This is a genomic window from Psychrobacter sp. NPDC078631, from assembly GCF_050268165.1.
In the GTDB taxonomy this organism is placed as follows: domain Bacteria; phylum Pseudomonadota; class Gammaproteobacteria; order Pseudomonadales; family Moraxellaceae; genus Psychrobacter.
On record NZ_JBNNGG010000001.1, the window covers coordinates 1,041,838 to 1,065,483 of the forward strand.

General features: G+C 42.4%; 24 protein-coding genes. 15 read left to right on the plus strand and 9 right to left on the minus strand.

The window, feature by feature from the left end; all coding sequences use genetic code 11:
* Window positions 1-83: 83 nt before the first annotated feature.
* The gene (gene rpiA, locus ACQKCP_RS04100; RefSeq protein WP_427611388.1) at window positions 84-743 is read right to left on the minus strand and encodes a ribose-5-phosphate isomerase RpiA; all 660 of its coding nucleotides are present in this window, start codon (window positions 741-743) and stop codon (window positions 84-86) included.
* A 287-nt stretch (window positions 744-1,030) separates the two neighbouring features.
* Here rpiA and ilvA point away from each other — a divergent pair, with 287 nt between their 5' ends.
* The gene (gene ilvA, locus ACQKCP_RS04105; RefSeq protein WP_427611389.1) at window positions 1,031-2,584 is read left to right on the plus strand and encodes a threonine ammonia-lyase, biosynthetic; all 1,554 of its coding nucleotides are present in this window, start codon (window positions 1,031-1,033) and stop codon (window positions 2,582-2,584) included.
* A 188-nt stretch (window positions 2,585-2,772) separates the two neighbouring features.
* Here the strand turns inward: ilvA and ACQKCP_RS04110 are convergent, their stop codons facing one another.
* Window positions 2,773-2,994 carry a hypothetical protein gene (locus ACQKCP_RS04110; RefSeq protein WP_427611683.1) on the minus strand — a complete coding sequence of 74 codons (222 nt, stop codon included), beginning with the start codon at window positions 2,992-2,994 and terminating at the stop codon, window positions 2,773-2,775.
* On the opposite strand from ACQKCP_RS04110, the gene ACQKCP_RS04115 reads away from it, so the two are divergent.
* The 7 genes from ACQKCP_RS04115 (at window position 2,972) to ACQKCP_RS04145 (ending at window position 7,805) form a co-directional block, all read left to right on the plus strand.
* Window positions 2,972-3,076, plus strand: a complete 105-nt coding sequence (locus tag ACQKCP_RS04115; RefSeq protein ID WP_201579448.1) for an excalibur calcium-binding domain-containing protein — start codon at window positions 2,972-2,974, stop codon at window positions 3,074-3,076. The genes ACQKCP_RS04110 and ACQKCP_RS04115 overlap by 23 nt on opposite strands.
* Before the next feature lie 97 nt (window positions 3,077-3,173).
* Window positions 3,174-3,593, plus strand: a complete 420-nt coding sequence (locus tag ACQKCP_RS04120) for an RNA-binding S4 domain-containing protein (RefSeq protein WP_427611390.1) — start codon at window positions 3,174-3,176, stop codon at window positions 3,591-3,593.
* 207 nt (window positions 3,594-3,800) lie between these two features.
* Window positions 3,801-4,298: a low molecular weight protein-tyrosine-phosphatase gene (locus ACQKCP_RS04125; RefSeq protein ID WP_427611391.1), complete on the plus strand. Its 498-nt coding sequence runs from the start codon at window positions 3,801-3,803 to the stop codon at window positions 4,296-4,298.
* Between the two features lie 314 nt (window positions 4,299-4,612).
* Window positions 4,613-5,653: a UDP-N-acetylmuramate dehydrogenase gene (murB, locus tag ACQKCP_RS04130; protein WP_427611671.1), complete on the plus strand. Its 1,041-nt coding sequence runs from the start codon at window positions 4,613-4,615 to the stop codon at window positions 5,651-5,653.
* Between the two features lie 49 nt (window positions 5,654-5,702).
* Window positions 5,703-6,431 carry a YdcF family protein gene (locus ACQKCP_RS04135; protein WP_227511134.1) on the plus strand — a complete coding sequence of 243 codons (729 nt, stop codon included), beginning with the start codon at window positions 5,703-5,705 and terminating at the stop codon, window positions 6,429-6,431.
* A gap of 115 nt (window positions 6,432-6,546) precedes the next feature.
* Window positions 6,547-6,801 carry a cbb3-type cytochrome oxidase assembly protein CcoS gene (gene ccoS, locus ACQKCP_RS04140; RefSeq protein WP_427611392.1) on the plus strand — a complete coding sequence of 85 codons (255 nt, stop codon included), beginning with the start codon at window positions 6,547-6,549 and terminating at the stop codon, window positions 6,799-6,801.
* 104 nt (window positions 6,802-6,905) lie between these two features.
* Window positions 6,906-7,805 (plus strand): sulfite exporter TauE/SafE family protein, encoded by a 900-nt coding sequence (locus tag ACQKCP_RS04145; RefSeq protein WP_427611393.1) that lies wholly within the window; start codon window positions 6,906-6,908, stop codon window positions 7,803-7,805.
* Window positions 7,806-7,911: 106 nt separating this feature from the next.
* Here ACQKCP_RS04145 and ACQKCP_RS04150 read toward each other — a convergent pair whose 3' ends face one another.
* Together ACQKCP_RS04150 and ACQKCP_RS04155 are read right to left on the minus strand one after the other, a co-directional pair.
* Window positions 7,912-9,066, minus strand: a complete 1,155-nt coding sequence (locus ACQKCP_RS04150; RefSeq protein ID WP_102091784.1) for a DEAD/DEAH box helicase — start codon at window positions 9,064-9,066, stop codon at window positions 7,912-7,914.
* 291 nt (window positions 9,067-9,357) lie between these two features.
* The gene (locus ACQKCP_RS04155; protein WP_057760416.1) at window positions 9,358-9,573 is read right to left on the minus strand and encodes a cold-shock protein; all 216 of its coding nucleotides are present in this window, start codon (window positions 9,571-9,573) and stop codon (window positions 9,358-9,360) included.
* 446 nt (window positions 9,574-10,019) lie between these two features.
* On the opposite strand from ACQKCP_RS04155, the gene aroQ reads away from it, so the two are divergent.
* Entirely contained in the window at window positions 10,020-10,556 is a 537-nt protein-coding gene (aroQ, locus tag ACQKCP_RS04160) for a type II 3-dehydroquinate dehydratase (protein ID WP_427611394.1), read from the plus strand.
* Window positions 10,557-10,679: 123 nt separating this feature from the next.
* Window positions 10,680-11,981 (plus strand): ABC1 kinase family protein, encoded by a 1,302-nt coding sequence (locus tag ACQKCP_RS04165; RefSeq protein WP_427611395.1) that lies wholly within the window; start codon window positions 10,680-10,682, stop codon window positions 11,979-11,981.
* A gap of 33 nt (window positions 11,982-12,014) precedes the next feature.
* Here ACQKCP_RS04165 and ACQKCP_RS04170 read toward each other — a convergent pair whose 3' ends face one another.
* Window positions 12,015-12,845, minus strand: coding sequence for an ion transporter (locus tag ACQKCP_RS04170; RefSeq protein WP_057760421.1), 831 nt, complete (start codon window positions 12,843-12,845; stop codon window positions 12,015-12,017).
* A gap of 317 nt (window positions 12,846-13,162) precedes the next feature.
* On the opposite strand from ACQKCP_RS04170, the gene ACQKCP_RS04175 reads away from it, so the two are divergent.
* Window positions 13,163-13,912: a YebC/PmpR family DNA-binding transcriptional regulator gene (locus tag ACQKCP_RS04175; protein ID WP_057760423.1), complete on the plus strand. Its 750-nt coding sequence runs from the start codon at window positions 13,163-13,165 to the stop codon at window positions 13,910-13,912.
* A 74-nt stretch (window positions 13,913-13,986) separates the two neighbouring features.
* Here ACQKCP_RS04175 and ACQKCP_RS04180 read toward each other — a convergent pair whose 3' ends face one another.
* Both ACQKCP_RS04180 and ftsY read right to left on the minus strand, forming a co-directional pair.
* Window positions 13,987-14,553 carry a methylated-DNA--[protein]-cysteine S-methyltransferase gene (locus ACQKCP_RS04180; RefSeq protein ID WP_427611396.1) on the minus strand — a complete coding sequence of 189 codons (567 nt, stop codon included), beginning with the start codon at window positions 14,551-14,553 and terminating at the stop codon, window positions 13,987-13,989.
* Between the two features lie 54 nt (window positions 14,554-14,607).
* On the minus strand, window positions 14,608-15,519 hold the full coding sequence (ftsY, locus tag ACQKCP_RS04185) for a signal recognition particle-docking protein FtsY (protein WP_227526712.1): 912 nt from the start codon (window positions 15,517-15,519) through the stop codon (window positions 14,608-14,610).
* A 762-nt stretch (window positions 15,520-16,281) separates the two neighbouring features.
* Between ftsY and ACQKCP_RS04190 the strand changes: the two genes are divergently transcribed.
* The 3 genes from ACQKCP_RS04190 (at window position 16,282) to ACQKCP_RS04200 (ending at window position 19,638) form a co-directional block, all read left to right on the plus strand.
* Window positions 16,282-16,431 (plus strand): hypothetical protein, encoded by a 150-nt coding sequence (locus ACQKCP_RS04190; protein ID WP_156410696.1) that lies wholly within the window; start codon window positions 16,282-16,284, stop codon window positions 16,429-16,431.
* Between the two features lie 65 nt (window positions 16,432-16,496).
* Window positions 16,497-17,993, plus strand: coding sequence for a M16 family metallopeptidase (locus ACQKCP_RS04195; protein ID WP_427611397.1), 1,497 nt, complete (start codon window positions 16,497-16,499; stop codon window positions 17,991-17,993).
* Between the two features lie 67 nt (window positions 17,994-18,060).
* Window positions 18,061-19,638: a M16 family metallopeptidase gene (locus ACQKCP_RS04200; RefSeq protein ID WP_427611398.1), complete on the plus strand. Its 1,578-nt coding sequence runs from the start codon at window positions 18,061-18,063 to the stop codon at window positions 19,636-19,638.
* A 151-nt stretch (window positions 19,639-19,789) separates the two neighbouring features.
* On the opposite strand, the gene ACQKCP_RS04205 is transcribed toward ACQKCP_RS04200, so the two are convergent.
* Window positions 19,790-20,365, minus strand: a complete 576-nt coding sequence (locus ACQKCP_RS04205) for a hypothetical protein (RefSeq protein WP_427611399.1) — start codon at window positions 20,363-20,365, stop codon at window positions 19,790-19,792.
* A gap of 268 nt (window positions 20,366-20,633) precedes the next feature.
* Entirely contained in the window at window positions 20,634-21,581 is a 948-nt protein-coding gene (locus ACQKCP_RS04210; protein WP_427611400.1) for a D-Ala-D-Ala carboxypeptidase family metallohydrolase, read from the minus strand.
* Between the two features lie 284 nt (window positions 21,582-21,865).
* On the opposite strand from ACQKCP_RS04210, the gene rodA reads away from it, so the two are divergent.
* Window positions 21,866-23,008, plus strand: coding sequence for a rod shape-determining protein RodA (gene rodA, locus ACQKCP_RS04215; protein WP_057760433.1), 1,143 nt, complete (start codon window positions 21,866-21,868; stop codon window positions 23,006-23,008).
* The last annotated feature ends 638 nt before the right edge of the window (window positions 23,009-23,646 follow it).

Genomic DNA, 23,646 nt, shown 5'->3' on the forward strand with positions numbered 1-23,646 from the left:
AAACTCCTAAATAAGTTTTTAAATAAAAAAGCCGTCCAGATCTGGGCGGCTTTTTTTGTTTATACAAATGATCTAGAGATAGTTTAACGCGTGAGCGTTGTCACGCCATTAGCACCTGCTTTTAGCAGAACGTCTGCTTGGTTTGCTGCAAAGATACCATTACAGACCACACCGACGATATTATTTAGCTCTTTTTCAAGCGCGATTGGATTACTCACATTCAAGTCATAGGTGTCTAGAATGACATTACCATAATCAGTGACAAAGTCTTCACGATATACTGGCTCACCGCCCAATTTGGCCAATTGGCGAGCCACATACGAGCGGGCTTGTGGTAATACTTCAATCGGTACTGGAAACGCGCGACCTAATATATCAACGCTTTTGCTATCATCGACCATACAGACGAACTTGTTTGAAGCTGCTGCCACAATCTTTTCGCGAGTCAATGCACCGCCGCCGCCTTTGATAAGTTGCAAGTGCTCATTTACTTCATCCGCACCATCGATATAAACATCCAACGTGCCAGCAAAGTTCAAATCAACTATTTCGATACCAAGCGCACGAAGTTTGTCTTCTGTCACCTGTGAGCTAGCGACGGCGCCAGCAAGCTTCAATTGTGGCAACAACTCAATCAAACAGTTAACCGTACTACCTGTCCCTACCCCAAGTATCATATCGTCTTCGATATAGCTTAGAGCAGCTTTGGCCGCGGCTTGCTTTTGTGCTTGCTGATCACTCATCATAAATCCTTGGAAAATAAACGTATGGTCTTAAAAAAAGTAAAAGGCTAAAAGAGGTAAAATGCGCGGCTATTATAACCGATGCTATTAACGGATGTTAGCGCATCATGACGCTAATTTGTGAGTCCCATCGTGCCTAGCTAAGGCTTAACTTCGGCAAATACCTGCACTTCATGTAAATTCAAGCATGAAATCCCAAGAAAACTGCAATTGAGTCTTGCAAGATACTAAAAATCGGCATAGGCTAATCTATTTCGTTTTTATATTCATTCTGTTTAGGGATTACTATGCTGTCACACTGGGTACGAGCCATCTTACAAGCCACCGTCTATGACGTTGCTATTCAAACACCACTTGAAACGGCGCCCAAGCTGACCCAACGTTTTGCCAATGACATTCGATTTAAGCGTGAAGACTTACAACCGGTCAAATCCTTTAAATTGCGCGGTGCTTATAACCGTATCAGTCAGTTGAGCGACGAGCAAAAAGCGCGTGGCGTCATTTGTGCTTCAGCAGGTAATCATGCGCAAGGCGTGGCGTACTCTGCACGCAAATTATCACTAAATAACATTATCGTCATGCCAACCACTACTCCTGATATCAAAGTGGATGCGGTAAGAGCACTTGGTGGCAATGTAGATCTGCACGGTGATAGTTTCGATCAAGCAAACCGTTATGCGATTGACCGCGCTGAACGCGAAGGACTGACCTTTATTCCACCTTATGACGATGAGCTGGTTATCGCAGGACAAGGCACCATTGGTCTTGAGCTGACCCAGCAGTGGCGTAATATGGACTATGTATTCGTTGCCGTTGGTGGTGGTGGTCTGATTTCAGGTGTGGCCGCATTTTTAGGCGAAGTGGCACCACATGTCAAAGTGATTGCGGTAGAAGCCGAGCAGTCAGCTTGTCTAAAAGCGGCGCTTGAAACAGGTGAACGTGTCAAGCTCGAGCAAGTAGGATTGTTCGTCGATGGCGTGGCAGTCGCACAGATTGGCGAATTACCTTTTGACGTCGTCCGTACACAAAAGAGCGATAACTCAGGCCCTATCGTTGAGCCTGAAGTGATCACTTGTACCAATGATGAAGTGTGTGCAGCTGTTAAAGATATCTTTGAAGAAAATCGCAGCATTGTTGAACCTGCTGGCGCATTGTCAGTCGCGGGTATGAAAAAATATATCGAAGCCAATAATATTCAAGATAAAAACTGCGTCGGTATCATTTGCGGTGCCAATATGAATTTCGACCGCCTGCGTTATATCGCTGAACGTACCGAAATCGGTGAGAAAAAAGAAGCCATCTTTGGGGTTACTATCCCCGAGCAAACAGGCGCTTTCTTGAACTTCTGTCGCAGTCTACACGGTCGTAACATCACAGAGTTTAACTACCGTGCCGATAGCAAGAAGTCACCAGACTCAATGGAGCCTGCCTCAATCTTCGTCGGTATTGCTTTAAAAGAAGGTGAAAAAGAGCGTCAAACCATCAGTAACCAATTGTCAGACGATGGCTACACTGCTCACGACCTGACTGATGATGATATCGCCAAATCACATATCCGTCATTTGATTGGTGGTCATGCTCATGTCGAAAACGAGCAATTGCTACAAGTGGTATTCCCAGAACGTCCAGGCGCATTGCTAACGTTCTTAGAGAAATTGGGTGATGACTTCAATATTACCTTATTCCATTACCGCAATCATGGTGCTGCTGAAGGTCGTGTACTGGTTGGCCTGCAAGCCTCTGAAGGCAACTCTCGTCAGCTACAAGATGCGCTTTTAGATATTGGTTATGACTGTGCCACGGTCAATGACAACATTGGCTATCAGTTGTTTTTGAAATAGTAAAAATAGATATCATATTTCTTATCTAATGGCAGTTTTTAAGTCGATTAAAAACTGCCATTTTCATATTAATAATGATTATGAGCTGGCAGGTATGGCACAGTGATAAACAAAGTATTAGTGATATTGACCTGTCTGATTTTCGTGCTTATAGGTTATAGATTCCTTCAACCTAAAAACACGGTACATCAGCCGGCAACCAATGCAGCAGCAGATATCGTAACGCAACCTACTCTTACCTCTACTGACGTTGATAACATTGATGATATACCGCCGACATACGTTGATTTGGGTACCACTTCAACATCAGCGCCAACTGCAACTCCAGTCTTATCGACACAACCAGCCCCAAGCTTTTCATGTGACGGCAGAACACATTGCTCACAAATGACATCCTGTGCAGAAGCCACTTATTTCACAAACTACTGTCCTAATACCAAAATGGATGGTAACCATGATGGTGTACCTTGTGAACAACAATGGTGCAACTAACTACAGTCATCAAATTTATTTGCAAATATTAAAGTTGCCCTAATATTGTTTATATAAAACTATGATTTAATATAAAAACGAATGCAGAGTGATTCTTATGAAGAAAAGTGCTGATAATAACCAAGGTTTGGTGAAAATCCGTCTCGATAAATGGCTATGGGCAGCTAGGTTTTATCGTACACGCACCCTAGCCAAACAAGCGATTGAAAGTGGGCGCGTACACTATGCCGGTAGCCGGGTAAAAACCAGTAAAGAGATTTCAGTCGGAGATGAGCTAACCATTCGCCAAGGCTCAGCGACCGCTATGACCGAAAAGACGGTCGTTGTTGAGGCGCTATCTGCACAGCGTGGCAATGCGACTGCCGCTGAGGTACTATATTCAGAGACCAAAGAAAGCGAAACCCGCCGTGCTTACTATGCCGAACAGCGAAAACTGGCCAATCTTGCTCGTCCTGACAACAAGCCCAACAAAAAAGAGCGACGCGATCTACAACGTTTTAAAAGTAATCAAGATTAAAACCGTTTCACTATCTCACCTTTTGGCCATGCATCATATGGCCAAAGCTTCATTTTTAAATGACGCTATTGTTTAGTCTCTATCCTTGCCATTCCAAGCATTAAGCGTTACGCTAGCAGCTGATTCAATCGATTGCATGCTAATAAAAGCCGCATTAACAATGCCGGTCTCTTATAGCATGTTTTTTTTGTTATAGAAGGTCATATTATGCTGATGAAAGCCTGTACTCCCTCGTCTGTATTATTGGTATGTTTAGGAAATATCTGCCGCTCCCCTACTGCTGAAGAAGTTTTTCGTCAGCAAGCAGCGATTGCTGGACTATCTATAAAAGTAGACTCAGCAGGCACCAGTGATTGGCACGTTGGCAGTGCGCCTGATGCTCGCTCACAACGTCATGCTAAGTCACACGGCTACAAAATTAATAAGCTAGTCGCTCGTCAAGTCAGTGCCAATGACTTTCTTGATTTTGATTTAATCTTAGCCATGGATTCACAGAATTTAGCTGATCTACAAGCGATCAAAGACAGCATTGCAGAGTCAGAAGATAGTTTGGCAACACTAGCCCTATTCAGTGAAGAAGACCCTACCTATTGCGGCAGTGATGTGCCAGATCCATATAAAGGCGATAACGATGATTTTGAAGAAGTGATTGAGCGTATCGAATCAAGCGCCCAAGCTTGGATAGAAAGCTGGAAAGCCTGCTAGCCATACCGTCTATATTTCTGCTACTCTTGCATCCGGTATCCTCTATAATATGGTTAATCCTCTATAAAAGAGCTACAGCGTTAACCTCGCTTGAAGTATCACAGTTACGTCTGCACTCAGTTGCCTTGTATCTCTTTTAAATTGAATCAATTATAGCTACCTATCATTTATTATCCTTTTGCCACATAGGCTATGTTATGACCCAAGCTTCACGCCTTGACCACAGTACTCAGTCTACCATCAGCTCTGATGTTTCGAATGTTTCAGCGACTGCCGTAGTTAATGATTCAATTGACTTGTCACATGACAACACTATGGCATTGGCCTGTATTGCTGATTCTGTCGTGACGTTAGAGAATGAAGCGCAGCTTGATGATTTTATGGCAGCTTATGTAGAGGATACAGCAAACAAATTGCCATTGTTTGTAATGTCTGGCGGTAGTAATGTTTTATTACCTGAAGCGTTGAACGCCATAGTATTGCAGCCAAAGATGCGTGGTATTCATCTGACCAATCAAACCGACGGTTATGTTGATATCGAAGTAATGGCTGGCGAGAACTGGCATGATTTGGTCGTACATACGGTCAATCAAGGTTGGTATGGATTGGAAAACCTTGCCCTAATACCGGGTCTGACAGGCGCTGCACCCATACAAAATATCGGTGCATACGGCGTACAATTAGAAGACCGCTTACAGTATGTACGCGCCTATCATTTGCCGACACAAACTTGGCACCATTTATCAGCTGCTGATTGCCAATTTGGCTATCGTGACAGTATTTTTAAGCGCACACCAAACACTTGGCTTATTAGTCGTGTAGGTTTCAGATTACATACTGATCCCACCAATATTTTAGCCAGTTATGGCGATGTACAGACTGTGGCGCAGCGCTATGCGGAGCAACAAGGACGCGAGCAAGCGATGCCTCATGATGTTATGCAAGCCATTATAGATATTAGACAACAAAAACTGCCAGACCCAAAACAGCTACCTAATTGTGGCAGTTTTTTTCAAAACCCTATTATTGCTCAGGAGCAGTTCACAGCGCTGCAAGCAGCTTATCCAGCTATCGTTGGTTATGCGATGCCTAATGCAATGGTAAAGGTTGCGGCTGGTTGGCTCATTGAGCAAGCAGGATTAAAAGGCGGCGGCATTGCACCTATTTTTACGCATAAACAGCAAGCACTAGTATTAACCAACCATACACCTCAGCAAGCCACGCAAGAGGATGTAGCCATAGCGCAGAAATATATCGCTGCTACTATCTATGAGAAATTTGCCATTCAATTGTCACGTGAGCCAGTCTGGGTAAATGCTGATGGCTCAATTGGATATGCTGAGCATGTGGCCTAAAAAATCATGGTCTAAGCGGCTATTATCTAAACGATTATGGCGATATTACTTGCGGTTTTCTGAACGCATGGTGACGCTATTCCGCATTATCAATATTACTTTTATACTAGGCTCAACTTCCGTCATTTTAGTGATTATTAGCTTATTTACCCCGCTATTTTCGCAAGCAATCGTTTATATCTTTTCTCTACTGCCGCTACCTGATATGCCTTCTGCTGCCATGAGCTCACCGCCTACCGCCTATGTGGTACTGGGCGGCGGTCTGACCAATGACCACAACAACCAGATTATCCTCAATCGCTATAGTCTCAATCGTGCTCGTACCGCTGCAGGTGCTTACCATGACTTACCTCTACCGATCGTACTGAGTGGTGCTGAAGCTCCATGGCTCGGTCAGTGGCTGATGGAACACGGTATCGACGGACTGATAAGTGAAAATGCCAGCATGAATACATGTGAAAACGCCCGTTTTACAGCCAAACGTATTCCGTTACGCCATGTATATCTGATTACTGATAGCTATCATATGGCACGTGCACGCAGACAGTTTGCCTTAAATGGTATCAATAGTACACCACTTCCTGCGCCACTGCCAGTAAGACGCGACTGGATGAAGCCTGCCCACAACTTAAGTCACTCACGGCGCGCTGTCTATGAGGTCGCAGCCTACCTGCGCGATGTGATACGTCCACAGATGGACTGTCGCCATGCCAATGATGTGACTTCACAGCAGCTATTGACCCCAAGAGGCAATGCCGCAAAAAACTCTGACGAATAAACGTTAAAGACATATACGATACTATCGAGAGACGCATTCTAAATGCTACCGATCATCCACTGCATTTGTGATGGGTGTATAATAATAAGAGACACTGCTATTTAAGAGATTTGCCATGCTCAGTATATTTTTATTAATTCCATTAAGTCTCATGCTGTTTGTGGTTGCTATTTGGGCAGTGCGTTATGCGGTCAAGTCAAATCAATTCGAAGATCTGGACAATGCATCACAGCGTATTATATTGGATGACCGTCAAGAACGCCGCCAAACCATGCAGGCTCATGAACGCTCAGCACCTACCCAGCAAAAAGATGAAACAGTGGCAACTGATGGAAAAAACGATAATTCTGAGATAAATAAAAACTCATAAATCTAATCTTATCTACCTTATACATGCGTAATTTATTGGTACCGTTTTATTAACCAGTTCAGCACTAGCAAGTTCGCCCTTTACTATTCTCAGGAGACGCATTCATGACCATCGCTTTACTTGTGGCGGCATTACTAATGGGATTCTTTGGTTCACCGCATTGTTTAGGCATGTGTGGCGGTCTTGTGACCGCATTTGGTCTGTCTATGAAAGATGTCAGCCCCGCCAAACGCCGTGCTTTGGTGGCCACGTATCATTTTGGACGTTTAACGAGTTACGCATTATTGGGTTTAATCGCAGGGCTTATCGGTATTGCCGTATTAAAGCCATTGATGATGGGTAATAGTACACCGCGTATTTTATTAGGATTGGTACTGGTATTCGTCGGTGTAACGATGCTTGGTGCACCGTTTTTGACTAAGCTCGAACGTTTTGGTATGCGCTTTTGGCAGTATCTTAGCCCATTGCGTCAAAAGGTATTTCCACTCAATACTTTTCCGCGCGCACTAACAGCAGGTTTGCTTTGGGGCTTTTTGCCTTGTGGTTTGGTATATGGCGCTCTACTGATTGCGGTCGTTGCCCATAATCCATTAAGCGGTGCTGCGCTGATGTTTGTCTTTGGTTTAGGAACCATACCGATGTTGGTTGCAACGCATGAAACAGTTGGTTGGCTACGTGATAAGATTGGACGTTTTCGCTTAAGACAGTTAAATGGTGCAGTTATGGTAATATCAGGTTTGGCAGTAGCAGTCGTGCCGATGGTCATGGCAAATATGCATGGCGGCCATGGTGAGATGAACCATGGTAGCCACGCTGCGATGATGTCTGATATGGACTCTCACGACATGAGCCAAATGAATCATGATATGGATATGACAACAGACATGGGTCACAACATGCAGGATATGGACAACCATATGGATCATAGTATGCATGACATGAGCGATGAATCAATGGACATGAATCACCATGAGCATACTGAAATGATGGAACATGCTCAATAAAGTCATCTAAACAGATACTATTAACACTTCGCATATAAAAAAGCCCTCAATACCATGTTTGATATTGAGGGCTTTTGCTTGTTAGGTAGTGCTCAGTTTATAGCAATTATTCCTGCCACTGCTCAAGCGTAAACTTGGTCTCTAAATGCTTTTCTAATGCCGGTATATTAAAGGCATCATCCTCACTCACAAAGCTGATACTAATACCTGTCTGGCCTGCACGGCCCGTACGACCAATACGGTGTACATAATCATCTGGTTGGTCAGGCAAAGTAAAATTGACCACGTGGCTAATATCATCGACATGGATACCGCGCCCTGCTACATCTGTCGCCACCAAAATAGATGCATGACCATCTTTGAAACGCTGTAAGTATTTCTCACGTTTTTGCTGAATGACATCGCCCGATAGCATCACAATATTATGCGCTTGACGTAGTTTGTGATACAGACGCTTTACTTGGTCTTTACGATTGGCAAAGACGATGACCTTCTCTACTGCTTCATCACTGATAATACGCTGCAAGGCGTCTAGCTTTTGATCTTCTGTCAGCAAATAAAAATGTTGATCTACTAACTCGCTGGTCTTGTGTTCAGGCTCAATTTCAACAAACTGAGGCTCATGTAACCAGCGATAGGCCAAATTCATAACATCTTGGTTGAAGGTCGCAGAAAACAACAAGCTTTGGCGATCGGTATTGGCAGGCATTCGACCAACTAGGCGCTTGATATCAGGAATGAACCCCATATCTAACATGCGATCGGCTTCATCAAGTACCAATACCTCTACTCTATCTAGATACACCATGCCTTTGTTAGCAAGATCAATTAGACGACCAGGCGTCGCTACCAAGATATCAACGTATTGACGTTCAAGCTCGTGCTGCTGAGTTTCATAGTTAGTACCGCCCATAATACAAACACTATGTAGCGAAGTATATTTGGTTAATGCAATGCAGTCATCAAATATTTGCTGAGCCAGTTCGCGAGTTGGCGCCATGACCACAGCGCGCGGCTCACCGAGATAGCGCTCTTCGTCATTGGTAAATGGACGCTTAAGCAAAGCTTCCATAATAGTCAGTAGAAAGGTCGCTGTTTTCCCTGTGCCTGTTTGTGCTTGTCCGATAGCATCTTGATGTGCCAATGTATGCGGTAGTATCTTTGCTTGAATGGGCGTCAATTCAGTAAAACCTAGATCACTTACTGCACGCAGGGTCGCTGTTGAAAGTGGCAAATCAGTAAACGTTGTAAAATTGCTCAAAAAAATATCCTTTTAAATGAATTGCTTGTATTTTATTAATTATAAATAGGCTCACAATGAACCTTTATAGTGTCAAATGTAGCGTTTAAACCATAATCAGTAAAAGTAGCCTTATCGAGGCTGCGGAAAACCATCAGACATATAGGCATAAAAAAAAGCCAAGCCCAAATCCAATCCTACCAAATATGCTGCAGTTCACTCAACATAGGTAAGATAAGATGGGCTTGACTCAGTAGTATATCAGTAGTTTGTACAGACATTATAACTAAACCGCTCTAATGTCTGAGTAAATTACTCTTCTATCTTTCTGACTTCTTCAGCTTGCAGACCTTTGTCACCTTCTACTACGCTGAACTCAACTTTTTCGCCATCTTTTAGAGAACGATAGCCATCACCCTGAATCGCGCGGAAATGGACAAAAATATCTTCTCCGCTGTCACGTTGAATGAAACCAAAGCCTTTTGAGTCATTAAACCACTTAACGATACCTTGCTCACGAGCTGACATAATATTACTTCCTAAAAAAGTCCGCTTAGCCCTAGCTTCCTTTGCGACATTGCATATAAACAGGGTCTAAGATTATGAAATCAAAAATTAAGAGTATTACTACTCTACTTACCATCATATATATAGTGCTTTAATTACCTACATAGTACTTCCATAACGAATTCGCCAAACGTACTTATCGTCATGAAATTTGATGATAGCAACAAACTTGCAATATTTATTGCATAAAAAATATCATAGCACGGGTTTTTAGCAACATAAAGACTTTTAATACGCTTTTTAATATCTAAATAATTTTTTTAGACAAATTTTTATAACCTAGCTGGCAAGCTGTTATGATAAAGAGCAAAATGCGTTGAAGCCATTTTAGATTAACGCCGCGCACCTTAGATTATTCTTATATTATAATAAATTATTAACACCGCTCAATAGTTACCGAGACCATTATGACCTCCTCTACTCCATCAAAAAAAGCCGAACAATCGACTAACGAAAATTCAAATCAAATATTGACTCATAAATTACTACTGGTAAATGGGGTAAATCTGAATTTACTAGGCAAGCGAGAACCGCACATTTATGGTCATACGACACTTGCTGATATAGTAAAGCAATTAGTCGAGCGCGCGGCTCACCACGGTGTAGAGTTAATATGTATACAGTCCAACCATGAGGGTAAGCTAGTAGATGATATTCAGTATCATGGATTATTGGCGGATAAATCTGCGCAAGTCGATGCTATCATCATCAATCCAGCTGCATTTACGCATACTTCAGTGGCTCTACGCGACGCGCTATTGGCCACCCAAAAGCCATTTATAGAAGTACATTTATCCAATGTTCATGCCCGTGAGCCTTTCCGTCATCATTCATATCTAAGTGATGTTGCGGTCGGAGTCATTTGCGGCTTGGGACAATTGGGCTATCAAATGGCGCTTGATTACTGGTTGAGCAATATGTATGCAGTTGACACAAATAAATGATATGACTGCGCTTAATTTTTAATAAAAAGTTACTCGCGTCTTCACACATTAGTCAAACAGTAATCTTGCAATTAAAATAATAGAATTACGACTGAGCAAATAACCCATTATACGGTGACATGAATGGCAAAATCGTCCAGAAAACGCTTTATGAAACTCGCTGGCATGACAGCAAGTATTGCTGGCAAAGCCGCTAAAAACTCATTTAAGCATCTCTCAAGTGACGAAGAAAAACGTCTGCAAGCTCGCTCAGATCTGATGCAAGACGTCGGCGTTCAAATTGCTGAGACATTGGGTGAGATGAAAGGCGCAGTGATGAAGGTCGGGCAGATTGCTTCACAATATAAAGATGTGTTCCCGCCTGAGGTTGCGTCAGCACTTGAAAAGCTACAGAAAGATGCACCGCCAATGCCGTATGCGCAGATACAAGCCCAAGTTGAACGCGAGCTAAAAGCGCCTATCTTAGAATTGTTTAGCGAGTTTGAAGAGACCCCATTTGCCGCAGCATCCATTGGACAAGTGCACAAAGCAACGTTGCCATCGGGTCAAAAAGTGGTAGTCAAAGTCCAGTATCCTGATGTCGATGAAAACTGTGATAGCGATCTCAAACAAGTACGTATGGCATTAAAAATCGCTGGCGTGCTCAATATGAGTAAGCAACTACAAGAGCAGCTTTTTAATGAGATTCGCCAGAGCCTGCATGATGAATTGGACTATGTCAAAGAAGCTCATAACTTACGCGTATTCGGCGCTTTTCATGCAGAAGATGAAGGCCTTATTATTCCCAAAGTGATTAGTAGCCACTCTTCTAGACGGATTTTAACGCTGACCGAAGAGATGGGAGAGACATTAACTGTCGCCGCGACGTGGAACAATGATGTCAAACAAAAAATAGCAGAGCGCCTATTTCACTTTACCGCAGGCCAGCTGTTTGGGTTGTACCGTATGCACTGCGACCCTCATCCAGGTAACTTCGCGTTCCGTCATGACGGCAGTGTCGTGGCATATGATTTTGGGGGTATCCGCAGTTATAGTGATAGCGAAGTGCAGCTATTTAAACGCTTTGTCAAACATGCACTAAGAGGTGACGTCACTGCACTTGAACAAGATCTGATTGCATTAGATATTCGCCGCGAAGATGACAAAAACATCCCTGGTGAGTTTTATGAAAAGTGGCTATCGATTGGTCTAAAGCCTTTATCCATTAGACCCTATCAAGAAGGCGAATTTGATTTTGGCAGCAGCCAAGTACATCACGAGGCCATTGCCCAGATGCGTACGTCTTTAAAGTACTTTGGTCAGTTTCAACCCTCAGCTACCACTATGATGCTAGACCGTACTGTATCAGGACAATACTGGAATCTGGTCAATCTAGGCGTCGAGATCGACCTGTCACCACTGGTTGATGAATACATCGATGCGTAGTAGGTATGTTGACTACCACGATTAAATCTATTTTTAGATATGTAGCGCGTGTCCACAACGATCGCAAAAGTCTGCCCCTACTGCATGGCCGAATTTACCACAGTTTGGACAAGTCACCGGGTTCAACTGTGGACGCATGTTACGTGCTAGCTCTGATGTGAAAATACCTGTTGGTACCGCAATAATCGAGTAACCTGTGATCATGACCATGGTTGCAATTGCTTGCCCAAGCGGTGTCTTGGGTGACATATCACCGTAGCCAACCGTAGTCATCGTGACAACTGCCCAGTAGATAGACAGTGGAATACTGGTAAATCCATTCTCCGGCCCTTCTACCACATAAATAATCGAACCAAAGATAGTTACTAACAATACAAGCGATAGGAAGAAAACTGTAATTTTCTGCTGACTGGTTTTTAATGCAGACGCCAAAAACCCAGCCTGTTGCATATAGGCCTTGAGCTTAAGAACGCGGAACACGCGTAAAATACGTAATACCCGTATCACGAGTAGATACTGTACACCCACAAACATTAGGCTCAAATAACTTGGCAATACAGACAGTAAGTCTACTATTCCAAAGAAACTAAAAGCATAGCGTAAGCGGTTGGGTGCTGAAAACAGCCTTAACGCATACTCAATAGTAAACAAAATAGTAAAAAACCACTCTGCATAAAAGAACAACGTGCCATACTGCAAACGCATATATAGCACACTATCAAGCATGACGACGGCCACACTGGCTAAAATTGCAATCAGCAAGACAATATCAAAGAGCTTACCCAGACGAGTATCTGTGCCTTCAATAATGATATGCGTACGGTTACGCAAGTGTGTAAGAGCTTCGGCGGTTGGTTGCTTCATAGAATCAGTACTTTATAAAATCAATGGCTTGATAGCACGCAATGACTTAAAATGTGATGGATAAGGGCAAGTTGGTCAAAATAGCTAAAACTGGTTTATAATATCGCTCACCTATCACAGTGAATACAATCTATAAGTTGCCACAGTGTAGCAAAAAAGCACTCTCAACAACATACAAATCGTTAACGTGCCAGTAGCGCTACTACCTCAAATAGACAAAGTAATGATAGTATAAAATCAGGCAATCAGATACCGAAGGTTGTTGTTGATCACTCTTTTTACCCATAAAAATAGTACGTAGAACTTAAGGATGTTATATGGCAGGCCATTCAAAATGGGCAAATATTAAACACCGTAAAGCCCGTCAGGATGCAGTAAGGGGTAAGATATTTACCAAGATTATTCGTGAAATCGTTTCAGCTGCCAAACAAGGCGATCCCGATCCTGACAAAAACCCACGCTTACGTGCCGTTATCGAAAAAGCTCTATCCGTCAATATGACGCGCGACACGATTAATCGTGCTGTCGACCGTGGTACAGGTGGCGGCGATAATGAGAATATGGAAGAAGTCAGTTACGAGGGTTATGGTGTTGGTGGTGTGGCTGTATTGGTCGAAACCATGACGGATAACCTTAACCGTACGGTCAGCGAAGTACGTCATGCTTTTACCAAGAATGATGGTAATCTTGGCACATCAGGCTCAGTGGCGTATCTATTCACTAAACGTGGCGAGATCACTTTTAACGATGTCAGCTTAGAAGATGAAGTCATGCTCGTTGCACTAGATGCGGGCGCCGTTGATATTGAAAATGATGGCGAAAGCTTACTCGTTATCACAGAATGGGAAAGTTTCGGTCAAGTCCAAGATGCCCTTAATGCGGCTGGTCTTGTTTCTGACAACGCCGAGGTCACTATGTCACCATCTACCACGGCTGAGATCGACAATGTCGATGATGCTGAAAAAATCATAAAGATGATTGATATGCTAGAAGATGCTGATGATGTGCAAGAAGTTTATACTAACGTGAACTTCTCTGCTGAAGTCATGGCTCAGCTTGAAGCATAAGCGTATTAATTGTTCAGTAAAAAGGGCCAGATACTAAAAGTATTTGGCCCTTTTTTATTCAGATAGATTTAATTTTACGTCCAACTTCCTTCTAGTGCTAGTAAATACTCTTTTTTATCTAGCCCGCCTGTATAACCACCAAGCTTGCCGTCGCTTGCAATCACTCGATGACAAGGCACGATAATGCTAAAAGGATTTTTGCCATTGGCCTGCGCAACCGCACGGAATCCTTTTGGACTGTTGACACGCTGCGCGAGTGTGGCATAGCTGATGGTTTCGCCATACTCAATACCTTGCAGTGCCTGCCATACTCTTTGCTGAAACTCAGTACCCATAGAGAAATCTAAAGGCAAATCTAACGTCTTGCGTTTGCCATCAGCATAGTCTTTGAGTTGAAAGATCGTTTCTATTAATAATGCTTGCGCAGGTTCATTCATGCTTAGGCTATTTTTATCTATAAAGGTAAAGTCTTCATCTGTCAGACCATAGTGCTTTTTAAGTTTAGGTACAGATTTTGAGCTATGCCATGAGTTACCTGCCAGCAGCCAGTTGGCTTCAACGAGCATAGGCTGACCATGCACATTGACACGAGTAATTAGTGTTAATCGATGTGACCCAAAGGCTGCTGTGGTAACTATCATAGCGTCTACTTCCCTATTCTTTTAAAAATAATTTACCAATTAAAACTGGCTCTCTTATTCTTTATCGTCGGTCTCGAATAAGGCGGCGACAAACTGCTTCGGACTAAAAGAACGCAAGTCGTCAATCGACTCACCCACACCAATATAGCGGATAGGCACATCTGTCGTTTCGGCAATATTAAATACCACGCCACCTTTAGCAGTACCATCTAGTTTGGTAATAGTAATACCTGTCAGCGGCACAACCTTGTTAAACAGTTCGACTTGGTTGATAGCATTTTGACCCGTGCCAGCATCCAGCACAATCATACCTTCATGCGGGGCACTTGGATCCGCTTTACGCATGACACGTACGACTTTCTCTAACTCTGCCATCAAATGTGTCTTGTTTTGCAGACGTCCAGCAGTATCGGCGATAAGCACATCGATATTTTTCGCTTTGGCTGACTGCATCGCATCAAAAATAACAGAAGCGCTGTCAGAACCATGACCTTGCGCTACCACTGGAATATGATTGCGCTCGCCCCAAATCTGTAGCTGCTCAGTAGCTGCCGCACGGAACGTATCACCCGCTGCCAACATGACTGATTTGCCTTCACCTTGTAGACGCTTGGCAAGCTTACCAATCGTTGTGGTTTTCCCTACGCCATTGACACCTACTACCAATATAACAAACGGCTTTTTGCTAGTATCAATCACCAATGGCTCAACTTTTGGCGTTAGGATATCAACCAATTCACTTTGCAATGCTTTATATAGAGAATGTGCATAAATCAAGTCACCACGATCTGTTTGCTCGGTGAGGCTCTTGATGATACGGTTCGTCGCGTTGACGCCAATATCGGCTACCAATAGCTGATCTTCGACTTCTTCTAATAGCTCGTCATCAATCTCTTTACCACCGATTAAGATACTGACCATGCCTTCGGCTAAGTTTTTGCGTGATTTACTGAGCCCCGTTTTCATACGGTTGAACCAGCTGCCCTTTTTCTTATTCTCTTTTGTCTCTTGTGACTCTGTAGCAGGCTCTTTGCTAGTAGCTGCCTGTGTGTCGCTGTCAGCTACCGGGTTTACACTTGGCGTATCACCCAATTGCTTTTGCAACGGCATAGCAGGAATGGTTGACGCAGTATTAGTTTGACTTGTAGCGGCTGTCTCTGTAGCGCTTGAAAAGCTTTCAGAATTACCCTTAGGGACGTTATGCTCTTCTGTCATGACAATTGGTGTCGCTAAAGCAATATTGTCTGCAGCGTCATTGCTAGAGACGTCTTGGTTTACCGTACTGTCCTTTTGTGAAGCAATACTCTCTGTTTCATCAATAATAGGCACAGATTGCACCGGTAGACTGGGTAAGGTAATATCATCGTCATCTAAGTCGTCAAGACCAGCATCAAGGTTAATGACTACGCGGTTGCTATTGTTTGGGTTGTTCATAAGTTTGCCCTAAAAGTTATCACGATCAATTATTTGTTTATTGTTAATGGATTTATAGGTTGTCATCTGGCTACGAGCGACATGACGCTTAATTTTGACCTATTTTAGCATAATTCAAGTCATGCTCAGCCCTTACCCTATTAGACTATCGTCAAAATTTATCTGTTTAAAAAATCACTCGATGATTTGAGAAAGTTTTGCTTAAGGTTTGGACACAAAATTCTGACCTGTTACTTGTCGGACTTCCCCTACTCTACCAAGACTTATTCGATAAATACTTATTAGGAATCCGTTATGTCATTATTCTCTAAGCACTACAAAAAAATCAGCAGCATCAGTGTGGCGGTTTTATTAACGACAACTATATTGGTGACCGGTTGCACCACGACGCAAGAGTTTAGACCAACTGCTAGTGTTATGGTTGGTGCTCAGACCTCTTTGTAATGCCATTTATTACTATGATTAGCATTTAATTCTTCTATTATTATTTTATATAAGTAGACCATACCATGCCATTGTCTTTACCTCTAGCAGCTGCGCCATTACGCATGGCTTGTGCCTTAGCAGTAGCAGCGTCACTTGCTGCATGTCAAACCAATACGATACCTACTAATTCTGCAACCGCGACAAGCTCAATCACAACAGATAGCTTGGCTCAAAACATATCAGATGAAAATAAAACGAGCAAAGACACACAGTCGTCTGAGTTGACAATGGACATGTCAGGTCGACATGAATATCAGTTAAAAAATGGTCTAAAAGTCGTCATAAAAGAAGACCACCGTGCCCCAGTCGCCATGACACAAATCTGGTACCGAGTGGGCTCGGCAGATGAGCCTCTTGATAAAGGCGGTATCTCTCACTTGCTCGAGCACATGATGTTTAAGGGCACGACCAATGTCTCTAGTGATGATTATGAGCGGCTAATTGCTAAGTTTGGCGGCGTCAACAATGCCTTTACCAGCTATGACTATACGGGATACTATGAGCTATTCCCTGCCAATCGTATGCCATTAGCGTTAGAGCTTGAAGCAGATCGCATGAAAAACCTTATATTCGATGACAAAGAATTTGCCAAAGAGCATCAAGTGGTCATGGAAGAGCGCCGCCAACGTACTGATGACAATCCGCTTGCCAAAGCGTATGAGTCATTTCGTCTGCTAGCTTTGCCTGACAGCCCAAAAGGCGAATCTGTTATTGGGCCTATGAACGAGCTAGAATCGATTAAACTTTCAGATTTAAAAGACTGGTATAAGACATGGTATGCACCAAATAATGCAACGTTAGTCATCGTCGGTGACGTGCAACCACAAGAAGTACTTACTCAAGTCAAACGTTACTTCGGTGATTTAGAAAAAAGCAACCTACCCAAACGTACCTCTGTGACTCAAAAAGGCTTCCGTGGTTATCAAAAGGTAGACTCTGAGCAAGCCGTACAAGTCCCCGTTCTACTGATGGGTTACAACGTGCCAAGCCTTGCCACGGCAGGCTCAAACAATGAAAAACAAGCTTATGCCCTGTCACTTGCGCAAGATGTGCTCGATGGCGGCTTATCTGCACGCTTAGAGAGTCGACTGATACGTGAGCAAGGTCTGCTTACTACAGTTGGTACTTCTTACGACTTGCTAGATCGCGGTGATGGCCTGTTTTTGATTCAAGCAACACCTCGTGAAGGCGTCAGCTTAGAGCAAGCACAACAAGCCATAACCTCAGAAATAGAAAAGCTGAAAACCGATCCTATTGCCGATGATGAGATAAGTCGCGCCAAGACCAATACGGTTACTGGGTTGATTTATGCGCAAGACAGCATGGAAGGACAAGCGCGTATGATTGGCTCGTTACAATCTATCGGCCTAGATGACAGACTGCTTGCTAAACTGCCAACTAAGCTCGATGGTATCAGTGTGGCTGACATTCAGGCTGCTAGTAAAAAGTATTTGGTCAAAGACAACTTAACGGTGATGCATGTCATGCCACCTAAAGACAATAAAACCTCAGCGAAATAGTCGCTGCCTATTATCAAACGTCTCATAGAAATGACCATAACACCGTATTCTTAATAAGAAGAAACTCATGATTCAGAATAAATACGACTCTAAAGCAAGACAAGAATCTTTTAAGACTGCTTCATCCTCTATAAGCAGCACTATCGCATCTAAAAAGCGATCCCACCTCAGTGCTAGCGTAATTTTTGCTTTTAGCGTCTTGGCTACTACTGCGCAGGCTGATACAACGACTGCTGAAGATTACCGCTCACCTGCTGCAGTCGATGCAAGTGCGCCAATTGCTGCCTTATCTAAACTGACCAGCTTAGACGATGACAAACCTTTAAAAGTCACTGTACCGACCATTCAACAGTTTAAGACCAAGTCTGGCGTACCTGTCATGTTTGTACAAACGACCACCTTGCCAATTGTCGATGTGGATTTGCGTTTTAATGCTGGTAGCGCGCGTGATGGTAGTATCAAAAGAGAAGGTTTTGGTATTGCGAATATGACAGCGACGATGCTCGAACAGGGCTCAAAAAGTCTAGATGAAAACGCATTTACACGTGCAGTGGAAACGTTGGGCATCAATCTAAGCAGTAGCGCCTATAAGGATATGTTTATCGTTTCACTGCGTAGCTTATCTGATGACAAGCATCTCCTGCCAGCCATTGACTTAATGACACAGATGGTAAGTGAGCCTTCATTTAACGAGGAAGTTCTAGCACGCAATAAAGCAAGACTGTTGGTAGGCCTGCAGCAACAGAAACAAGATCCTAATAGCTTAGCAAGTATCGCTTTCAATAATGCTTTGTACGGTACTCACCCTTACGCACATCCATCAGTCGGTACGCTAGAAAGCGTTCCTACGATTGAGAAACAGCAACTGATAGACTTTAAAAACAAATATCTAGTGGCAGCAAACGCATCTGTTGCTATGACCGGCAACCTGACATTAGCACAAGCCAAAAAACTGGCAGAAGACATCACTGCTAAATTGCCTACTGGCCAAGCTGCCACTGACTTACCTGAGCCAAAACCGCTTACCAAAGCGCAGCACGTTCATATTCCATTCCCAAGCACTCAAACCACTGTACTCATGGGACAGCTGGGTAGTAAACGGGCAACTGACCCAATAGCACAGCAGCAGCAGACCAACTTTGCTGTTGGAAACGAAGTCATGGCAGGCAGTGACTTTAATGCGCGACTAATGACGGAGGTAAGACAGAACCTCGGCTATACTTATGGAATCTCGGGATCGATGAATCCGATGCTCTCTCGAGGTCCCTACCAGATTGGTTTTTCGACACGTAATGACAAGGCGCGTGCGGCTATTGATGCAAGCTTAGAGGTTATCAATGAGACGCTAGACAAGGGTATCACCAATGAGGAGATGCGCTTAACTACAGATAATTTGAAAAACAGCTTCCCGATGGGGTTTGCGAGCAATGCTGGTATTAATAGCTTACTCGGAATGATGAACTTTTACCAATTACCGAATAATTACTTAGCTGACTATACCAATCGCATTGATCAAGTCACACTTTCAGAGGTCAATCAAACCATGCGAGATACGCTAAAGCCTGATAACTTTTTAATAGTTACGGTTGGGCAAGAAGATCCGTGGAAAGAAAATAAAGCGGCAAAAAAAACCAGTAAGAAATAAGTTGCTAGGAAAGTAGTTTAGAAAAGTTAAGGCTCATTAATTTTGTGAACGTATTATAAGTGGTAAAGAATACTGCTTATAATATGTCCATTTAAATATTTGAATTACTATGATGCATTAATAAGAAGCAGAACATTCTTAATGCTTGGCATTAGGAATGCTTGGCGTCAGAAATTTTTAGCGCAACATCATAGACAAAATGTTCTGGCTTATGGGTAGCCCCGTTATAGCTTAAACGGATAACATGCTTATCATAAGACGTCACTTTATAATTACCATTGGCAAAGTTATGTAGCGTCGGCACAATTAATAGCGCTTCTATTTGACGGTTATCTACTTTAACATTGAGGCGCTGACCCTCTCGCGGATATAAAAAATAATCACAGTAGTCATTTACCATGACCTCTGATATACGTTCGATAACCTGATTACCCGTTTCTTCTTGAATTAATTTTGGACAGACATCAGAGCGCTTAGAGGCCAAACGAGCATAAGAGTTCTTGATACTATCTTCTATCTCTTTAGAGCTTTGTATATGTCTATCAGACTTATGCGTCACTATCATATTGTTTTCAGAGGACATCTCTGTACTACACGCACTAATCAGTAATACCGACATAAGTGCAGAAGTAAATAAAGCGCCATACTTATAATTCGAGTGCAAAAAACTTTGCTTCTCGTTATTTAACTTATGATAGCTTTTCATTGTCGAGCGCTGATTTTTCATAGTTTTCGCTTAAAGTAAATTTGGTGGTTTTCTTTATAAGCCATGAAAATATAAAGGCGATTGATAACACATATTATTAAAGCATAGTTTTTAAAGACCAAACAAATTTTTAATGAACTCATGCGTCTATCCTATGAATCCTACCAAATAATTACAAAATTATTATTTTTAGTAAACACCGGAATAGTATATATAAAAATGAATATATATCTAGCGTTATCTCGTCTAACTTTATATTCATTCGAACTTTCGACTCTTAACAAGTCAATTAATAACGGCAAGAAGAAGAACTACTAGCGTGATTAAACCCCCACTTGCGATAACCATCCGTATCTAAATGAATAGCCCCTGTCGCATATAACCCTAAGCCAAAGTTATAAGGCTGTCCTTGATACTGCCAAAACTGGCATAAGCCATCATGCATGGTACTCAAGCGCCATAGGTTGTCTTCATACTCAGGCACCCAGATATCGATAGCGCTTGCATTCATATGCTTACTACCGTCTGCCCCGCCTGCACAATCATTCAAACCTGGGTTACGATATACCGAACGTATCTCACTGCTGAGTGGTAAAATACCTTGGTTTTTCAACTCACTATAAAGGCGCAATGTTGGTACAATGTTAGACCATAGCTCTTGAGGTGGCAATTGATACGGCTCATACCCGCATTTACTCCAACTACGGGCAGTCGTCAGCAGTTGCGACAGTGGCGGTACATTCTGTGACCCGACTCGTGCGCTGAGATAGCGTTCATACTCTGCTACCTGTCTGGCACGATAGCTATTGCTATTTAACCACGCGTTAAAGTCCATACTCATAGAATCGTTATAAGCACCATTATAGGTGTTGTTTGCTGTACTATAAGTAGTACCGCGCCTCACTACATTCACACGTTTGTTTTCTTCAATGGACAACCTAGCATCAATCTCGAAATCACGCTGTTTTTGTACAATCAAGTTTTGCATACTGTCGCCACTTGATGCATTCGCACTACTCAACATGGTGACACCAGGACGCTGATTTGAGCTGTTAGTAGAGGGCGTTATATAAGCATTACTATTATTGCTTGTACTGCTACTTTGACGTATTTGAATACGGCGTTCACTATCATCACTGATGATAACGGCATGAGCACTGACACTGCCAGCACATAGGATAAGGGTGATAATAGGTTGGCAAATTTGCCTATACGCATGGATTTTTGATTTTATCATTGCAAGAAACTACCGCTAAAAACGTTTTATCGATACTATCAAATTTTCAACAAGCAGGCTAAACTATCGCTTCTAATTTGAAGTCCAATATTGATAATTAACACTTATCCTTACAACTTTTATAATTGAGTGACTTTATTATTATTTGTGAATTATATAGCCATCGCTTGCTCGCATATTTTTATTAAAGTCGGTACTTTTTAGTACGCTTCTCATCATTATTTATAATGAGATAATTTAGTTAGTACTTCCCTCCTACACCAATTGTTAGCCAAATTCTGCCTATGTCTTCTAACCCGCAATATCGTTTTTCACGTCAGAGCCATCATTTGGGTCAAGGTCATGCACCAACACTATGGCAACGTATTCATATCGATCCATGGTTAACTTTACTGTTATTGACGGTTTGTTGTATTGGTCTGACGATTCTATACAGCGCCGCAAGCCAAGATATTGGTATGGTCATTCGCCAAATGGTCAGTTATGGGGTGGCATTCGCTGTAATGTTTACTATGGCGCAAATACCGCCTAGTCTCTATCGTACTTTTACGCCTATATTTTATGTCTTAGGACTTATATTATTAGTGCTGGTAGATATTATTGGTGAAGTCCGTATGGGTGCTCAGCGCTGGATCAATTTGCCTGGGTTCGGTAGTGTGCAGCCTTCAGAGTTTATGAAGCTCGGCATGCCAATGATGTGTGCTTGGTTTTTGTCTAAGCGTGATTTGCCACCGTCAGCATCTAGCATTGCTATTACCTTGGCATTAATCATTGTACCGGTGCTATTAATTGCCAAAGAGCCCGATCTTGGCACATCACTACTGGTCGCTGCTAGCGGCATATTTGTGCTTTTCTTAGCAGGTCTTTCATGGCGTCTAATCTCTGCTGCTGTAATTTTGGCTGTACCGTTTATAGCATTTGCTTGGAACTTTTTACTCCACGACTATCAGCGTACGCGAGTATTGACACTCCTTAATCCTGAAGCAGACGTACAAGGTGCTGGGTGGAACATCATTCAATCGAAGACAGCCATTGGTTCTGGTGGCCTCACTGGAAAAGGCTATCTAGAAGGCACACAATCACACCTACATTTTCTGCCAGAAGGCCATACTGACTTTATTATTGCCGCCTTCTCCGAAGAGTTTGGTTTACTCGGTGTGATGCTACTGATGTTCATTTATTTCTGCCTTTTATCACGCGCCTTATATATCGCGTTCACTCATCCTGATGTTTATAGTAGATTGTTGGCTGGCGCTATCGCCATGTCTTTCTTTGTTTATATATTCGTCAATGTCGGCATGGTTGGCGGCATTTTGCCTGTCGTAGGTGTTCCACTACCATTTATTAGTTATGGTGGTACGGCTATCGTGACTTTGATGGCAGGATTTGGCCTACTCATGTCTATCCATACACATAAATCCGGCTAATTTGTATCAGGTACTTTTTATACAAACCAACTTTAAAGTAAGTCGTTGTAATAATTATGGTAGTACCATTAAGATAAATTGTTTTGTACTACTAATGATTTGATAAAAGACAATGAGCAGTCATGGCGCGAAGAAGGGTTTTATTCTTAGCGCTATGGCTTTTTTATTTTCATGGTCTTCATATAATTTATGTTCGTATCAATCACTATAATAGTTACAAATCCGAAATAATTGTTCGTTTTAGTGCCTCTTATTTTTAATAGTAAATAGACACGATTTCCGATATTACTTAATCACCTATAAGTTCAGAAAGATTTTATTCCTTGTTTTTTACAAAAAATTGCGTTAACCTCGTTTTACTGTACTCTGATACATAACCCGTACATAGCTACTAATAAACTTTGCATTTAAATATATTTAGGTTGTAGCGTAGCCGTATAGTTAGCATCTTGTAGATTCCAGACTTTCAAATACACTACTTAATTAACGGTTTGATAACAAAGCGATACGCGATGTCCTCTGAACTTTTTATTAATGTAGCATTCTAAAGAAGTTTGTATATCGCACATCATGTAAATACGACATATAGTGACATTGTCACTTAGTCCTGATTTTGGACTTTGTATTCAATGCTTATC

Bases quoted from the DNA above. Each gene is read 5' to 3' on its own strand.
- rpiA (WP_427611388.1), bottom strand. From the start codon at position 743: ATGAGTGATCAGCAAGCACAAAAGCAAGCCGCGGCCAAAGCTGCTCTA.
- ACQKCP_RS04165 (WP_427611395.1), top strand. From the start codon at position 10,680: ATGGCAAAATCGTCCAGAAAACGCTTTATGAAACTCGCTGGCATGACA.
- ACQKCP_RS04175 (WP_057760423.1), top strand. From the start codon at position 13,163: ATGGCAGGCCATTCAAAATGGGCAAATATTAAACACCGTAAAGCCCGT.
- ilvA (WP_427611389.1), top strand. From the start codon at position 1,031: ATGCTGTCACACTGGGTACGAGCCATCTTACAAGCCACCGTCTATGAC.
- aroQ (WP_427611394.1), top strand. From the start codon at position 10,020: ATGACCTCCTCTACTCCATCAAAAAAAGCCGAACAATCGACTAACGAA.
- ACQKCP_RS04170 (WP_057760421.1), bottom strand. From the start codon at position 12,845: ATGAAGCAACCAACCGCCGAAGCTCTTACACACTTGCGTAACCGTACG.
- ACQKCP_RS04145 (WP_427611393.1), top strand. From the start codon at position 6,906: ATGACCATCGCTTTACTTGTGGCGGCATTACTAATGGGATTCTTTGGT.
- ACQKCP_RS04210 (WP_427611400.1), bottom strand. From the start codon at position 21,581: ATGATAAAATCAAAAATCCATGCGTATAGGCAAATTTGCCAACCTATT.
- ACQKCP_RS04120 (WP_427611390.1), top strand. From the start codon at position 3,174: ATGAAGAAAAGTGCTGATAATAACCAAGGTTTGGTGAAAATCCGTCTC.
- ACQKCP_RS04205 (WP_427611399.1), bottom strand. From the start codon at position 20,365: ATGAAAAATCAGCGCTCGACAATGAAAAGCTATCATAAGTTAAATAAC.
- ACQKCP_RS04200 (WP_427611398.1), top strand. From the start codon at position 18,061: ATGATTCAGAATAAATACGACTCTAAAGCAAGACAAGAATCTTTTAAG.
- ccoS (WP_427611392.1), top strand. From the start codon at position 6,547: ATGCTCAGTATATTTTTATTAATTCCATTAAGTCTCATGCTGTTTGTG.
- ACQKCP_RS04155 (WP_057760416.1), bottom strand. From the start codon at position 9,573: ATGTCAGCTCGTGAGCAAGGTATCGTTAAGTGGTTTAATGACTCAAAA.
- ACQKCP_RS04190 (WP_156410696.1), top strand. From the start codon at position 16,282: ATGTCATTATTCTCTAAGCACTACAAAAAAATCAGCAGCATCAGTGTG.
- rodA (WP_057760433.1), top strand. From the start codon at position 21,866: ATGTCTTCTAACCCGCAATATCGTTTTTCACGTCAGAGCCATCATTTG.
- ACQKCP_RS04180 (WP_427611396.1), bottom strand. From the start codon at position 14,553: ATGATAGTTACCACAGCAGCCTTTGGGTCACATCGATTAACACTAATT.
- ACQKCP_RS04195 (WP_427611397.1), top strand. From the start codon at position 16,497: ATGCCATTGTCTTTACCTCTAGCAGCTGCGCCATTACGCATGGCTTGT.
- ACQKCP_RS04115 (WP_201579448.1), top strand. From the start codon at position 2,972: ATGACATCCTGTGCAGAAGCCACTTATTTCACAAACTACTGTCCTAAT.
- ftsY (WP_227526712.1), bottom strand. From the start codon at position 15,519: ATGAAAACGGGGCTCAGTAAATCACGCAAAAACTTAGCCGAAGGCATG.
- murB (WP_427611671.1), top strand. From the start codon at position 4,613: ATGGCATTGGCCTGTATTGCTGATTCTGTCGTGACGTTAGAGAATGAA.
- ACQKCP_RS04125 (WP_427611391.1), top strand. From the start codon at position 3,801: ATGCTGATGAAAGCCTGTACTCCCTCGTCTGTATTATTGGTATGTTTA.